We start from the raw sequence: 14,419 nt of genomic DNA, 5'->3' as shown, positions 1-14,419 counted from the left end.
ATGGCGACGGTTCGTCTTTTTCTGACCAAGGTTAATCTCATGCTCAAATCCCCACTGTTGCCCCGTCTCGGGGACCTGGTCGTTGCCATTGTTGACGATGTGCTGGGCCAGGGTCTCACCCTGGATCGCGCCTATGCCCGTCACTTCTCCGGCATCGAACTCAAACCGCAAGAACAGGCAAGGATTGCCCTGGTCACCGGCGATCTGCTGCGTCGCCTCAGCCTCTATTGCGCCCTGACCGGTATTCAGGTCCGCCAGGCCGAGAAGCACGTCTGGCCGCTGCTGCACAGCTGGCATGCTTTCCACAAGATAGCTCAACCCAACCACCCGACCCTGGATCGCTTCAATGAAGAGGCGTTTCGTCGCCGCCTGACCGAAGCCAAGAAAAACCCGGTGCTGATGGATGGCTGCCCGACCTGGCTGGAAAAACTCGGCAGCGAACAGCTGGGCGATGCCTGGCCGGCCGAGCGTGCCGCCCTGACCGCCATGCCCAAGCGTTACCTGCGGGTCAACACCCTCAAGTGCACCCGTGACGAGCTGCAGACAGCGCTGGCCAAAGAGCAGGTCACCACTGTACCGGTGGAAGGGGTCGAGAGCGCCCTGGAAGTGACCTCGGATGCAGCCCTGTTTCGCACCAACGCCTTTGCTGACGGCTGGTTCGAGCAGCAGGATGCCGGCTCCCAGCACATCGCGGCGGCGCTGGACGTGGCCCCCGGCATGCGGGTGATCGACGCCTGTGCCGGTGCCGGCGGCAAGACCCTGCATCTGGCCGCCATGATGAAGGGCAAGGGCCGCCTGCTGGCGATGGACGTGGAAGAGTGGAAGCTGGAAAACCTCAAGCAGCGCGCCCGCCGCGCCGGTGCCCACAACGTGGAGACCCGGGTCATCACCAGCAGCAAGACCGTCAAGCGCCTCAAAGAGAGCGCGGATCGCCTGCTGCTGGACGTGCCCTGCTCCGGCCTTGGCGTACTCAAGCGCAATCCGGATGCCAAGTGGCGCGATACCGCCGAGCGGCTGCCGGTGCTGGTCGCTCTGCAGGAAGAGATCCTGCAGCGCTACAGCCAGATGGTGAAGGTGGGCGGCATGCTGGTCTACGCCACCTGCTCCATCCTGCCCGAGGAGAACCGCCAGCAGGTGGACAAATTCCTCGCCGCCAACGAAAACTTCCGCCTGCTCGGTGATCACACCGTGAGCCCGGCGGCCACCGGTTTCGACGGCTTCTATCTGGCGCGCATAGAACGCATCGCCTGATACCGCCTTGCAGCATAAGAAAAGGGGAGCCGATGGCTCCCCTTTTTGCATGATGCGATAGCGACCTTATTCGGCGGCAACGTCATCCTGCTTGTGTTTGGCGGCAGTTTCCTTGATCAGGGTCTGCAGTTCGCCAGCCTGGAACATCTCGATCATGATGTCGCAGCCGCCGACCAGCTCGCCCTCAACCCACAGCTGCGGAAAGGTGGGCCAGTTGGCAAACTTCGGCAACTCGGCGCGGATGTCCGGGTTTTGCAGGATGTCGACGTAAGCAAACGGCTCGCCACAGGACATCAGGGCCTGGGAGGCCTGGGCAGAGAAACCGCAGCTGGGTAGCTTGGGGGAGCCCTTCATGTACAGAATGATGGGGTTTTCAGCCAGCTGCTGTTTGATCTTTTCAATAGTTTCCATAGGTGCCTCACTAGAGCGATTTCGGCGGCCATTCTACTGCAATCCGGGCAGACCACAAACTGGCAAACCGCGACAACAGCAAGAAGTGACGAATCAATACGCCGCAGCTTGATCCGGATCATGGCGAGAATCAAGAGTTGTTAGGCCATCTTTGATGCTGGTACAATCGATGGGCTTTGGGCCAACTGGCCCCATCACTTCAAGAACAATTCTTTTCAAAATAGAAAAGAGTACGCAATGTCTTGCAACCGTCGCCTTCGCACGGCCAGCCAATGGAGAGTAGAAAATGGCATTCGAACTTCCCGCTCTGCCCTATGCAATCAATGCTCTGGAACCGCACATCTCCCAGGAAACTCTGGAATACCACCACGGCAAGCACCACAACACCTACGTGGTCAACCTGAACAACCTGGTGCCGGGTACCGAGTTTGAAGGCAAGTCTCTGGAAGAGATCATCAAGACCTCCACTGGTGGCATCTTCAACAACGCCGCCCAGATCTGGAACCACACCTTCTACTGGCACTGCCTCTCCCCGAACGGCGGTGGCGAGCCCACTGGCGCCCTGGCCGATGCCATCACCAAGGCGTTCGGCTCCTTCGCCGAGTTCAAGGATGCGTTCACCAAGTCTGCCATCGGCAACTTCGGCTCCAGCTGGACCTGGCTGGTGAAGAAGGCTGACGGCTCCCTGGCCATCGTCAACACCTCCAACGCCGGTTGCCCGCTGACCGAAGCCGGTACCACCCCGCTGCTGACCGTCGACCTGTGGGAGCACGCCTACTACATCGACTTCCGCAACCTGCGTCCGAAGTACATGGAAACCTTCTGGGCCCTGGTCAACTGGGAATTCGTGGCCAAGAACCTGGCTGCCTGATAGCGCCACACTCTTGCCAAAACGCCCCGCTCTTGCGGGGCGTTTTTTTATGGGCGCGAGGGCAGCCAGCGCAGCAAAAAGGCGCCCGCAGGCGCCTTTGTCATTCGAGCCGGGATGCACAGGCATCACTGGTCAATCTCGTCCAGATAGTCATCCAGATTGCTGTCGTCTTGCTTCTCCTGCTGCTCTTGCTTGAGCTCGCTCTGACGGCCAGTCACCTTGTTCTGGTTGTACTGCAGATAGAAGTCCTTGGTCAGGGCGTAAGGATCGAGCGCGTTGTCGATGATCCGCTCCTGATCGATCAGCTTGGAACGGGTACCCAGACCATTCAGCGCCCAGTGCACCGCTTTCAGCGGGAAAGTCAGCAGCGAGTAGGGGAAGTAGAGCACGTCTATGGTATCCCCCACTATCTCGCGGGTGGTGGTGGGACCATAAACGGGCACCATGACGTAGGCCCCCTCGCCTATGTCCATGCGCCCGAGCACGGTAGAGAGCTCCAGCTTGTTGCGCTCGAGGCCCGCATGCTTGGCCACGTCGAAGATCCCCAGCAGACCCACAGTGGTGTTGAGGGTGAAGCGGCCCAGGTTGGTACCCGCCCCCTTCAAGTCGCCGGTCAGCAGGTGGTTGACCATGCTGCTCGGTTCGTTGAAGTTCTCCACCAGATTCTCGATGCCATCCTTCATTCCCTGCGGAACGTATCGGGCGTAGCCGTGCACCACGGGGCGAGCCACGTAGGGCTCAAGCACATCGTAGTTGACGGCCCACATGGCCCGGTTGGCACCCTGAAACGGGTCACGGCTGTCACTGGCCGTGCTGGTCGCTTCGGGCCGGCTCGGCGTCTCCTTGAGGTCAAGGCTCTCGGGGCCCGGCTTGGGCGGGCCGCCAGCACAGCCACCCAGCAACAAGGCCACCGTCAATGCCCCTACACGCACATGCATATGGAAGTCCTAGCTTTTTATTGTGATTAATCTGAATTATAGGCAGCCCGGCCCCATCGAGGGCCGGGCCAGAGGCGTATTAGAGGGCGTGATCGATGCGGATGTCAATCGGCGCTGAAGGAATTGAGCCGGTGGCGACCGGGACCGAGGCCCCTTCGAACGCCCCTTCCTTGTTCATGACGTTTCCGCCACGGGAGAGGCGCGCCTTGAACTGCAGCTCGGGATAGGCGGCCAGCTTGTTACCCTCCATCATGGCATCGCCGTCACCCAGCGACAGCGTCAGCGGGAAGTGCGGGCCTGGGATACGCTTGACCGCGATGGGCATGGGCGGCCCGTTGGGGATCACCGCAAACACGAACAGATGGGCATCTTCCGGCAGCGCAATGCCATCGGCCAACGTCACCTTGAGCGGGAACTCGCCGGCCTTCACTTCCAGCACCTGGGCGGAGGCGGTGCCCTGTCCGCTCGCCTCTGCCGGCACGACCGCACTGGCCATGCCGCGTTTCTTCAACTGCTGCTCGGCATAGTCGATGGAGCGCTCCACCATGGTGTAGCGGGTCGAGCCCTTCTCCATCAGCGGCAGCATCTCGCGCCAGCGTTGCAGGGCGGTCTTGAAGTCCTCTTTTTGCAGGGCCATGAAGGCGTAGACGGAGCGCGCCTCTATATTGGCCGGATCCTGGGCGATGGCTCCCCGCAGCAGCTGATCGGCCTGCGCGTCATCCCCTGTCATCATCAGCGCCTGGGCATAGGGCACCGCCACCATCCCCTTCTGCGGTGCCAGAGCGTAGGCCCGTTCCAGCGCCTCGCGGGCCATATCGGGATCATTGCCATCCAGCGACAGTCGGCCCAGCAGCAGCCAGCCGCGGTAATCGTTCGGTTCCTCTTTCAGGCGGGTACGCAGGGCCAGGGTGAAGTCCAGCAGATCCTGCTCGGTGACCTCGGCATTGCGCTCCACCAGGATGCGGTTGCTGAGCTCGCCCAACCGGCTGCTGGCGTCCTGCCAGCGGCTGACCTCCTGCCAGGCGCCCAGCTTGTAGTAGAGCCCCAGGCTCACCACCAGCAGCACCAGCACACCCGGGATCCAGATCAGACTCTTGCCGCCGCGAGCGGTCTGCTCCACGTCGGGGATGTCGTCCAGCAGGCTGCGCTGCAACTCGATCAGGGTGTCCTGCTCTTCCGCCAGCACCCCCTGTTCGCGCTCTTCACCGATCTCCAGCAGACGCTGACGATAGAGTTGTTTGTTGAGGGCCGAGCGGCTGATGCTCTGCCGGCCCTCTCCCCGCCACAGGGGCAACACCAGTGCCAGGCTCACCAGCACCAGCAGGGCCGCGATCACTATCCAAAATGCGGTCATTGTTTCTCTTCCTCTTTGAGCAGGGCAGCCAGACGACGCTGCTCCTCCGCGCTCAGGGCGCTATCCGCCGGCGTAGCTGCCGCGGGACGACGGCGACTGCGCACCACCACCAGGACTATGCCCACCACGATCACAAGCAGAGGCCCCAGCCAGAGGATCAGGGTGGAGGCCATCAGCGGCGGGTTGTACAGGATGAAGTTGCCGTAGCGGGCCACCATGTAGTCCACCACCTCCTGCTTCTCCTTGCCCTCGCGCACCATCTGGTAGGTCTTGTCACGCAGGTCCTTGGCCAGGCCCGCATTGGAGTCGGCGATGTCCTGGTTCTGGCACTTGGGGCAGCGCAGCTCCTTGGTCAGTTCACGAAAGGTCTGCTCCTGGGCGTCGTTGTCGAAGGTGTAGACATCGATGGCGGCCAGCGCCTGACCTGCCCCGCCCAGTCCCGCCAGCAGCAGCAGGGATGCAATCAAGATTCTCATCGGGTTCTCCCTCACTTCATGGCGTCATAGATGGGTTTGAGAGTCGATGCCCACACCTCGGGGTTGACGTCACCCACGTGGCGATAGCGGATGATCCCCTGACTGTCGATGAAGAAGGTCTCCGGCGCGCCGTAAACCCCCAGATCCAGCCCCAGCATGCCGTCGGGATCATAAAGATTGATCTGATAGGGATTGCCGAGCTCCGCCAGCCAGTTGATGGCCTTGGCCCGCTCATCCTTGTAGTTCATGCCGACGATGTAGATCCCCTGCCCCGCCAGTTGCTTGAGGTAGGTGTGCTCCCCGTAGCAGGTCGGGCACCAGGTGGCCCAGACGTTGAGCAGCATGGGGCGTCCCTTGAGGATGCTCCTGTCATGCTGCTTATTGAGGTCATAGATATCCTGCAGGGTGAACACGGGCACTTCCTTGCCCACCATCACGGATTCGAGCTTGGTGGGATCGGAGTAGAGCCCCTTGAACAGAAACACGGCCCCCAGCAGAAAGACGATGAAGGGGATCAGAAACAACCAGGTCTTCTTGCTCATGCCTTGGCCTCCTCTTCACGACGACCGAAACGGTAGCGCTTGTCCAGCATCGCCAGCACGCCGCCAATGGCCATGAAGACGCCGCCGAACCAGATCCAGCGCACAAAGGGTTTGTAGTAGATCCGCACCGCCCAGGCGCCGTTGTCGAGCTGCTCGCCAAGGGCCGCATAGAGGTCACGGGTAAAGCCGGCATCGATGGCCGCCTCGGTCATCGGCATCCGGGTCACCTTGTACATGCGCTTCTCCGGCTTGAGCAGAGCCACCTGCTTGCCATCCTTGTGCACTTCCAGCACGCCCTTGAAACCGTCGTAGTTGGGGCCGTTCTTCTCCTTGATACCGGTAAAGACGAACTCATAATCGGCAAAATGAACCCGATCGCCGGCCTGCATGCGCAAGTCCTTCTCGATGCTGTAGTTCTGGGTGCAGGCGATGCCGATAATGCTCACCGCAAGACCCACGTGGCCCAGGATCATGGCCCAGTGGCTGTTGCCAAGGCGCTGCACGCCGACGGCAAAGCTGTGTTTGTGGGTGGCGCGTGCCCAGGTCTCCTGCACGCTGGTGACGATGATCCAGGCGCCAAGCCCGATACCGAGCGCAGCCCAGGGCTTGAACTCCTCGGCCAGCAGCAGCGGCAGCAGGATGGCGGCGGCCAGGCTCAGCAGGAGCGCCAGGACCACCTTGCCCTTGAGCTCGCCCAGCTCCTGACGGCGCCAGCGAAACAGCGGGCCGACCCCCAGCAACAGGGCGAACGGGATGATCAGCCAGCTGTAGATGTGATTGAAGAAGGGGGTGCCGATGGAGATGCTGCCAAGCCCCAGCTCCTTGTGCACCAGCGGCAGCAAGGTGCCGAGCAGCACGGTCAGCAGGCCCGCCACCAGCATGATGTTGTTGCCAAGCAGCAGGGTCTCGCGGCTCCACAGCTCGTGCTTGCCATGGCTTCTCACCTGGGAGCCCTTGAAGGCGAACAGCAGCAAGGATGAACCGATTACCGCCAGCAGGAAGCCCAGAATGAACAGGCCGCGGGTCGGGTCGGAGGCAAACGCATGCACCGAGACCAGCACGCCGGAGCGCACCAGGAAGGTACCCAGCAGGCTCAGGGAGAAGGCCGAGAGCGCCAGCAGCACGGTCCAGGCCTTGAAGGTGGCGCGTTTTTCACTGACTGCCAGCGAGTGCAGCAGGGCGGTGCCGGCCAGCCAGGGCATGAAGGAGGCGTTTTCCACCGGATCCCAGAACCACCAGCCGCCCCAGCCGAGCTCGTAATAGGCCCACCAGGAGCCCAGCACGATACCCAGAGTGAGGAAGACCCAGGCGGCCATGGTCCAGGGACGGGACCAGCGCGCCCAGGTGGCATCGAGCCGGCCGGTCATCAGGGAGGCGATGGCGAAAGCAAACGCCACCGAGAAGCCCACATAGCCCATGTAGAGCATGGGCGGGTGGAAGATGAGACCCGGGTCCTGCAGCAGCGGGTTGAGATCGCGCCCATCCACCGGGAAGTAGGGCAAGGTGCGGGTGAAGGGGTCGGAGGTAAACAGCACGAAGGCGGTGAAACCGACCGAGATGAGGCCGAGCACCCCGAGCACCCGCGCCACCGCGTCGAGCGGCAGGCGGCGGCTGAACATGGCGACCGCCGCGGTCCAGCCCCCCAACGTCAGCACCCACAGCAGCAGGGAACCTTCATGGGCTCCCCACACCGCGGAGATGCGGTAGGCCAGCGGCAGCAGGCTGTTGGAGTTGGTGGCCACGTACTGCACGGTGAAGTCGTTGTCGATGAAGGCCCAGGTCAGGCAGAGGAACGACAGCAACAGCAGCAGGAACTGGGCATAGGCCAGCGGACGGGCCGCCGACATCATGCCAAGGCGCCCCCATTTGGCCCCGAGCAGCGGATAGCTGCCCAGCAGCAGGGCGGTGGCAAACGCCAGGATCAGTGAGAACTGTCCTAATTCCGGGATCATTGCTTGCTCCCCTTCAACTGCGCGTCGGTATATTCCGGCTTGAAGTGCATGCCGTTGGTGGCATCGGCCACTTCCGGCGGCATGTAGTTCTCATCGTGCTTGGCCAGCACCTCGAAGGCGGCGACCGTGGTGGCATCCTTGAGGGTGCCCTGGGCGACGATGCCCTGCCCCTCGCGGAACAGATCCGGCAGGATGCCGTCAAACTCGACGGTCACCAGATGCCCGCCGTTGTCCACCAGTTTGAAGGCCACCTTGAGGCTCTGGGGATCGCGCTGCACCGAGCCCGGCACCACCAGACCCCCGATGCGCAGGCGCTGCCCCTCTTCCGGCTTGATCTTGTCCGGTCCCTTGCCCTCCACCAGCTCGCTCGGGGTATAGAAGAGATCGATGTTCTGGCTGAGGGCATAGAGCACCAGGCCGATCACGGCGGCGAGGCCGGCACTGATCGCCAGGATGATGGTGAGGCGTTTTTTGCGTCTCGGGTTCATAGGGTGTTCTCCATCTGCTGGGCCGCCTTGCGACGAGCCTCGCGCGCCTGCTTGCTGCGCAGTTCACCGAGCAGGGCGCGGGTTTTCATACGGGTGGAAATGACGATGCCGACCAGGCAGAGCAGGGTCAGACCGAAGGAGAGCCAGACGTAGAAGGCGTAACCGCCCATCGCCAGAAAGTCACTGAATGAGGCAAAGTGCATGCTTACTTCTCCTGCTCGGCTATCTCTTTGACCCAGGGGCGGTGCCACTCCCGCATCAAGAGCTCGTTTCGAAAACGCATCAGGGAGAGAGCCCCGAGGAAGGCGGCAAAGGCCAGGATCATGATGAGCAGCGGCCACAGCATCTCGGGGGAGATGGAGGGCTTGTCAAACTTGGTGATGGTGGCGCCCTGATGCAGGGTATTCCACCACTCCACCGAGTAGTGAATGATGGGCAGGTTGATCACCCCCACCAGCGCCAGGATACCGGCGGCCCGGCCGGCCAGCACCTTGTCGCTGAAGGCATTGTAGAGGGCGATGACCCCCAGGTAGAGGAACAGTAGGATCAGCTCCGAGGTGAGCCGCGCATCCCACACCCACCAGGTGCCCCACATGGGTTTGCCCCAGGCGGCGCCGGTAAACAGCGCGATGAAGGTAAACACGGCGCCGACCGGCGCGATGGCGGCCACCGTCATGTCGGCCATCCGCAGCTGCCACACCAGACCGATGAAGGCCGCGACCGCCATGGTGGAGTAGGCCCCCATGGAGAGAATGGCGGCGGGAACATGGATGTAGATGATCCGGAAGGAGTCACCCTGCTGGTAATCGGCAGGGGCGAACGCCAACCCCCAGAGGGTGCCGATGATGAATGCCAGCAGGCTGGTCACGGCAAACCAGGGCAGCAAGGTCCCTGCCAGCTGGTAAGCGCGCTCGGGTTTAGCGTAAGGGTGCAACCATTTCCACATAGCTCACAAAACCTTTCTGTTATTAATATCGTGGCGAGGCCTACCTTACCCACTGCCGGAAAACATCACATCCCCCGAAAGCAATAAGCAGCCATCCTCTTGATCTATCTCAATTATATTTTTTATAACGGCCCTTCCATGGCCACTTTTTCAGACGCTTTCATCAATTCACGCTGACCCGCAGCGCCGCCGAGACCGCCAACGGGGTCAGGGTGAGCGCACCGGCCAGCATGGCCCCCAGAATCGCCAGCTGCCCCGAATAAGGCAGCCCCATCCCCGCCGCATCGATGGCGGAGGTGGCAAAAATCAGTACCGGAATATAGAGCGGCAGGATCAGCAGACTGAGCAACACTCCCCCTTTGCGCAGACCCACGGTGAGGGCCACCCCGATCGCCCCGAGCAGGCTCAGCACGGGTGTGCCCAGCGCCAGGGTGGCGACCACCGCCAGATAGGTGTCCATGTCCAGCGACAGCAGGATGGCGAGCAGCGGGGAGATGAGCAATAGCGGCAGGCCGGTCAGCAACCAATGAGCGATCACTTTGGCCAGCGCCAGCAAGCCCAGCGGATGGGGCATCAACATCATCTGCTCCAGCGCGCCATCGCCGAAGTCGTCGCGAAACAGCCGCTCCAGGGAGAGCATGGCCGCCAGCAGGGCCGCCACCCAGATGATGCCGGGGGCGATGCGGGCCAGCAGCTTGGGCTCGGGGCCGATCCCCAGCGGAAACAGGGTGATGACGATGAGAAAGAACCAGAGCGGGTTGAGGATGTCGGAGCGCTGGCGCAGGGCCATCAGCAGCTCACGGTGGATCAGGTGCATTACGGCGCGCAACATCAGAACTACTCCTGCAGCAAGGGCGTGAGAGAGAGGGTCTTCAGCCGTCCCTGCATCAGGGTCATGTCCTGATGGGTGGTGAGGATCACCATGCCCCCCCGCTCGGCATGGGTCAGGAACAGCCGCTCCAGCACCTTCACCCCCTGCTTGTCGATGGCGGTGAACGGCTCATCCAGGATCCAGAGTGCCGGCTTGTCGCTGAGCCACAGACGGGCCAGCGCGACGCGGCGTTGCTGACCGGCGGAGAGCTGACCGGTGGGGTTGTCTTCAAAGCCGGCCAGACCGACCTGGGCCAGCACCCGCCACAGGTCCACGCTGGTATCGGCCGCATGGTGCAGTTTCTGGTAGAAGGCGAGGTTTTCAAGCGGTGTCAGAGCAGCCTTGACGCCTGGCTGATGACCGAGATAGAGCAGATTGGCGTGATATTCGTCGCGGCAATGGCGAATATTCTCGCCATTCCAGCACACTTCACCGGCAAAAGGCTGAGACAGGCCGGTCAGCAGGCGCAGCAGGCTGGTCTTGCCCACGCCGTTGGGACCTTCAATTTGCACCAGATCACCGGGAGCCACCGCAAAGGAGAGATGTTCAAACAGAGTGCGATCTTCACGCACGCAGCTCAGGTTGTGAATTTGAAGCAGCATGAGGATGTAATCAGTGAAAAGAAGCGGCCTGCATATTAACACAGTATCGGGAAGCGTCTTTTCAAAGATGCCAATTATCAGCAGGATTTGTGGGGGAGATCCCGCCTTGGAGAGCCGCAAAGCGGGGCGGGAAAATCAGGAAGGCAGATGCCTTCCCGATCGATCATGAGCGGCCTTTTCGCAATGAAATCAACAATTCAGCCTCGGCCTTTGGCAATTCACACTCATTCATGACCTCATCGAGGTCGGCACCGAGCTCCACCATCTTGGCGGCCCGGCTGTACAGGCGGCGTTCCGGATCCTGCAGGGTCAGCTCCTGCTGGCGGTCATTGACCTGCTGCATGGCCCCTTCGACGGATTGCAGACGCTGGCCCATGCCGATGGCTCCGGTATGCAGCTCCATCATCTGCTTGCGCAGACTCTCGAGCTGACCCTGCAGCAGCTCCACCCTGGCCTCGGACTCTCGCTGGCCACGTCGGCTGCCTAACACCCCGTACAGGGCCAGCGCCAACGCCAGCAAGGACACCCCCAAGGCGGCAATTTCAATCATCAACACATCATCTTCCTATCAGAGGGAACCGATATCTTCCCACTCTTCATCGGAGAGCAGCTTGTTCAGATCGACCAGGATCAACAGCTGACCATCGCGGTTGCTGACCCCCTGAATGAACTTGGCACTCTCTTCGGTACCCACCGCCGGGGCCGCGTCGATCTCGGACGAACGCAGATAGACCACCTCGGCCACGCTGTCGACCATGATGCCGATCACCTGCTTCTCCGCCTCGATGATGACGATGCGCGAGTTTTCACTCACATCGCCAGAAGGCAGGCCGAAGCGGGAACGGGTGTCGATGACGGTCACCACGTTGCCGCGCAGGTTGATGATGCCCAGCACGTATTCGGGGGCACCCGGCACAGGGGCGATCTCGGTGTAGCGCAGCACCTCCTGCACCTGCATCACGTTGATGCCGTAGGTTTCATTTTCCAGCTGGAAGGTGACCCATTGCAGCACTTCGTCTTCGGCCAGATTCTGTGCAATATTGCGCTTTTCTGTCATGTTTTTATTCCTTTTATGAAAACGTCTACTGGTAAAACTAGCAATAAAACAGCCCGAGTGCAGAAGTTATCAGCGACCTTCTATGTTGACCCCACGCTCCAGCAACAGGAGCAATTCCTTCACGTGCAGCAGGGCACACATCTTCTCCTTGACCATGCCGGCCAGCCAGGGACGTTTGCCCTCCTGATGGCGCCATTTGACCTGATCACGGTGCAATAACTCGGTTCCCTTCAGATGATGACAGGCCAGTCCCCAGGGGGATTCACCCAACATGATCAGATACTTGTAGTCATCTATTTCCAGATGCTGGCCCGGCATGACCCACTGCGCCGTGTCCACCACGTTCATCTTCTGCTCGCGGGACGTCATGATCCCCTTGTACCAGCCGGGCTGGCCAAAGAGGGATGACACCTCCCCCAGCTGATGAATACCGCCAAGCTCGGTCAACGGCACGGCAAAGGTGACGCCGGCCACGTCAAAAAACAGGGCCTGAAACTCCTTGCCGGTATCGATGTTTTCCCAGGTGGAGGGGGCTACCTCCTCCTGTGGCGCCAGCGCCACCTCGGTCTCCGTCACCACCAGAGTCGCGGGATCCGCCGCCACCGGCTCGGGCATCTCCTCGGGCCAAACCGGCTCAACCGGCAGCAAGGCATCTTCGGCCTCGATCTGCAGCGGTTCAGTGACCACCTCTTCATGGCTCAGGGCGTCGATTTCATATTGTACCTGACCGACCTGGGCCAGCAGTTCACTCAACTGTTCCAGCCGCTGATCCGCCTCCAGATAGGGCTGGGCCACTTTCTCGGCAACCGGCTGGGGCTTGCGCTGCAACTGGATGACGGGCGCGGAGTCAGGCTCGTCGGCATCCAGCAGCAGGGCATCTTCCAGCAGCAGGGAGTGGAAGTAGTCATCCATGGCCCGAACTTGGGTGGTATCTCTCATGATGTCACCTCATGAGCACGCTGGCGCTCTTGCGCATCAAGATAGTTGAGCAGCGTCTCATAGGCGTAGGTGCCGCGGCTGCTCGGCGAATAGATGGAGGGGGGAATGTGAAGCAAACTGGCATCCCGGAACTTGGTATCTATGGGTATGACGGCATTCCATACCGCACTGCCGTGCTGCTCCTTGATGGACTGCAGGGTCATCAGCGAGGCGCGGGTTCGCTTGTCAAACATGGTGGGAATGACGGTATAGCGGAACTTCTCCCGCTTGGAGCGCTGCATGATTTCAAACGTCTTCATCATCCGCTCCAGCCCCTTGAGCGCCAGGAACTCGGTCTGCACCGGCACCAGGATCCGGTCACAGGCCGCCAGCGCATTCACCATCATGACCCCCAGCACGGGCGGGCAGTCGATCAGCACGTAGTCGTATTGATCCTGGATGCGCAGCAGTGCCCGCTTGAGCACCAGCCCCATCCCTTCCCGATTGCCCATCACCCGATCCAGCGTGGCCAGGGTAATGGAGGCGGGCAGCAGGTGGATGTTCTCAAACTTGGTACGCAGCGTCAGTTTATTGACGAGCTCCGCCGTGGGCTTGACCGCCTGGAACAGCTCATAGAGGGTGCCATCCAGCCGATCGGAGTCAAAGTCGAGATATGAGGTCAGGGAAGCATGAGGGTCGGTGTCGATCAACAGCACCCGCTGACCACGCTGAGCCAGAATACCGGCCAACGAGACCACCGTGGTGGTTTTACCGACCCCACCTTTTTGGTTGGCAACCGTCCAAACAATCACTGTATCAATCCTGCCTCGTTGTTATGCGTATGCCACCACCTGGCAGCGAGATCACCTTGACCTCTCCTGCCTCGACTGCCTGCTGAACTGCCGGGACCGGCTCCTCCGTCACTGGCTGAACGGGAGGAGTCGGCGTCGGAGGTGGTACCCAGGCGAACTTGGAGATAGCGACCACCACCTTGCGATTCTGTAAACGCCCCTGCTCGGTACTGTTGTCCGAGAAGGGAGAGAACTCCCCGTACGCCTCGTAGGCAAGTCGTTGCGGGGCTATCCCCTTGGCGATCAGGGCAGTGAGTACGGCCTCCGCCCTTGCTGCCGACAACGTCCAGTTGGAGCGAAAAATTTCATTATTTATCTGCTGGTTATCCGTGTAACCCCGCACTCTCACATAGTTATCGACCGGTTTCAGGATACTTGAAAGAGTATTGAGCACCGGATCTGCATTGGAGCTCATAAACGCGCTGCCACTGCCAAACAGCAGGCCGGAACTCAGCTCCACCGTCAGCCAGTTGTCATCCTGTGTCAACTTGACTACCCCGGCATCCACCAGAGACCCCATGTTCTCCTGCAGTTGCGAATCTATCTTCGCAAGAGTCATACCATCTTGCAGAATGGGAACACCAGAAATAGGAGCCTGCGAGGGTGAACGGGCCTTGGCACTCTCCAGCACAGAGGTTGCGGCGGACACTTCATTGTTCAGCAGCGACTTGCCCTGCCCCTCCAGCAAACCATCGCTGCGGGGCTGCATCACATTGAATGCCTGGGTCATGCCGTCGATGACGGCGCGATACTTGTCCTTGTTGACCAGCGCCACCGAATAAAGCACCACGAACAGGGCGAAGATCAGCGTCATGTAGTCGGCGTAGGAAACCAGCCAGCGGTCGAGGTGTTCCCGACCTTGCAGATGCAAACGATAGCGCTTGCGCATGG

General features: G+C 61.0%; 18 protein-coding genes. 2 read left to right on the top strand and 16 right to left on the bottom strand.

The window, feature by feature from the left end; translation table 11 throughout:
* Window positions 1-39: 39 nt before the first annotated feature.
* Window positions 40-1,251, top strand: a complete 1,212-nt coding sequence (locus tag BN1143_RS09700; protein ID WP_042050386.1) for an RsmB/NOP family class I SAM-dependent RNA methyltransferase — start codon at window positions 40-42, stop codon at window positions 1,249-1,251.
* A gap of 66 nt (window positions 1,252-1,317) precedes the next feature.
* On the opposite strand, the gene BN1143_RS09695 is transcribed toward BN1143_RS09700, so the two are convergent.
* Window positions 1,318-1,662 (bottom strand): Grx4 family monothiol glutaredoxin, encoded by a 345-nt coding sequence (locus BN1143_RS09695; protein ID WP_005298863.1) that lies wholly within the window; start codon window positions 1,660-1,662, stop codon window positions 1,318-1,320.
* Window positions 1,663-1,948: 286 nt separating this feature from the next.
* Between BN1143_RS09695 and sodB the strand changes: the two genes are divergently transcribed.
* The gene (sodB, locus tag BN1143_RS09690; RefSeq protein ID WP_005298860.1) at window positions 1,949-2,533 is read left to right on the top strand and encodes a superoxide dismutase [Fe]; all 585 of its coding nucleotides are present in this window, start codon (window positions 1,949-1,951) and stop codon (window positions 2,531-2,533) included.
* A gap of 125 nt (window positions 2,534-2,658) precedes the next feature.
* Here sodB and BN1143_RS09685 read toward each other — a convergent pair whose 3' ends face one another.
* From BN1143_RS09685 to BN1143_RS09615, 15 genes are all read right to left on the bottom strand, one after another.
* On the bottom strand, window positions 2,659-3,471 hold the full coding sequence (locus tag BN1143_RS09685) for an MlaA family lipoprotein (protein ID WP_026141231.1): 813 nt from the start codon (window positions 3,469-3,471) through the stop codon (window positions 2,659-2,661).
* Window positions 3,472-3,550: 79 nt separating this feature from the next.
* Entirely contained in the window at window positions 3,551-4,825 is a 1,275-nt protein-coding gene (gene ccmI / locus BN1143_RS09680; protein WP_042050385.1) for a c-type cytochrome biogenesis protein CcmI, read from the bottom strand.
* Complete coding sequence (locus BN1143_RS09675) at window positions 4,822-5,301, bottom strand: cytochrome c-type biogenesis protein (protein WP_005298856.1); 480 nt, start codon at window positions 5,299-5,301, stop codon at window positions 4,822-4,824. The genes ccmI and BN1143_RS09675 overlap by 4 nt, the downstream gene beginning before the upstream one ends.
* A gap of 11 nt (window positions 5,302-5,312) precedes the next feature.
* Complete coding sequence (locus BN1143_RS09670; RefSeq protein ID WP_005298853.1) at window positions 5,313-5,843, bottom strand: DsbE family thiol:disulfide interchange protein; 531 nt, start codon at window positions 5,841-5,843, stop codon at window positions 5,313-5,315.
* Window positions 5,840-7,795: a heme lyase CcmF/NrfE family subunit gene (locus tag BN1143_RS09665; protein WP_017781150.1), complete on the bottom strand. Its 1,956-nt coding sequence runs from the start codon at window positions 7,793-7,795 to the stop codon at window positions 5,840-5,842. Before BN1143_RS09665 ends, BN1143_RS09670 begins: the two co-directional genes overlap by 4 nt.
* Window positions 7,792-8,283 carry a cytochrome c maturation protein CcmE gene (gene ccmE, locus BN1143_RS09660; RefSeq protein WP_005298847.1) on the bottom strand — a complete coding sequence of 164 codons (492 nt, stop codon included), beginning with the start codon at window positions 8,281-8,283 and terminating at the stop codon, window positions 7,792-7,794. The genes BN1143_RS09665 and ccmE overlap by 4 nt, the downstream gene beginning before the upstream one ends.
* A complete protein-coding gene (gene ccmD / locus BN1143_RS09655; RefSeq protein ID WP_010634608.1) occupies window positions 8,280-8,486 on the bottom strand; it encodes a heme exporter protein CcmD in 207 nt (68 codons plus the stop codon). The genes ccmE and ccmD overlap by 4 nt, the downstream gene beginning before the upstream one ends.
* A gap of 2 nt (window positions 8,487-8,488) precedes the next feature.
* Complete coding sequence (locus tag BN1143_RS09650) at window positions 8,489-9,229, bottom strand: heme ABC transporter permease (RefSeq protein WP_005298843.1); 741 nt, start codon at window positions 9,227-9,229, stop codon at window positions 8,489-8,491.
* A 163-nt stretch (window positions 9,230-9,392) separates the two neighbouring features.
* Window positions 9,393-10,061 (bottom strand): heme exporter protein CcmB, encoded by a 669-nt coding sequence (gene ccmB / locus BN1143_RS09645; protein WP_010634609.1) that lies wholly within the window; start codon window positions 10,059-10,061, stop codon window positions 9,393-9,395.
* A 5-nt stretch (window positions 10,062-10,066) separates the two neighbouring features.
* Window positions 10,067-10,702 carry a cytochrome c biogenesis heme-transporting ATPase CcmA gene (ccmA, locus tag BN1143_RS09640; RefSeq protein WP_042050384.1) on the bottom strand — a complete coding sequence of 212 codons (636 nt, stop codon included), beginning with the start codon at window positions 10,700-10,702 and terminating at the stop codon, window positions 10,067-10,069.
* 163 nt (window positions 10,703-10,865) lie between these two features.
* On the bottom strand, window positions 10,866-11,252 hold the full coding sequence (locus BN1143_RS09635; RefSeq protein ID WP_010634610.1) for a DUF2802 domain-containing protein: 387 nt from the start codon (window positions 11,250-11,252) through the stop codon (window positions 10,866-10,868).
* A gap of 18 nt (window positions 11,253-11,270) precedes the next feature.
* Window positions 11,271-11,759, bottom strand: coding sequence for a chemotaxis protein CheW (locus tag BN1143_RS09630; protein WP_005298836.1), 489 nt, complete (start codon window positions 11,757-11,759; stop codon window positions 11,271-11,273).
* 69 nt (window positions 11,760-11,828) lie between these two features.
* Window positions 11,829-12,698: a chemotaxis protein CheW gene (locus tag BN1143_RS09625; RefSeq protein WP_042050383.1), complete on the bottom strand. Its 870-nt coding sequence runs from the start codon at window positions 12,696-12,698 to the stop codon at window positions 11,829-11,831.
* Window positions 12,695-13,489, bottom strand: coding sequence for a ParA family protein (locus tag BN1143_RS09620; RefSeq protein WP_005298826.1), 795 nt, complete (start codon window positions 13,487-13,489; stop codon window positions 12,695-12,697). Before BN1143_RS09620 ends, BN1143_RS09625 begins: the two co-directional genes overlap by 4 nt.
* A 4-nt stretch (window positions 13,490-13,493) precedes the next feature.
* Window positions 13,494-14,417, bottom strand: coding sequence for a flagellar motor protein MotB (locus BN1143_RS09615; RefSeq protein ID WP_017778738.1), 924 nt, complete (start codon window positions 14,415-14,417; stop codon window positions 13,494-13,496).
* Between the last annotated feature and the right edge of the window lie 2 nt (window positions 14,418-14,419).

Source organism: Aeromonas dhakensis, from assembly GCF_000820305.1.
Lineage (GTDB): Bacteria > Pseudomonadota > Gammaproteobacteria > Enterobacterales > Aeromonadaceae > Aeromonas > Aeromonas dhakensis.
This window is presented reverse-complemented; position numbering and strand designations above follow the sequence as displayed.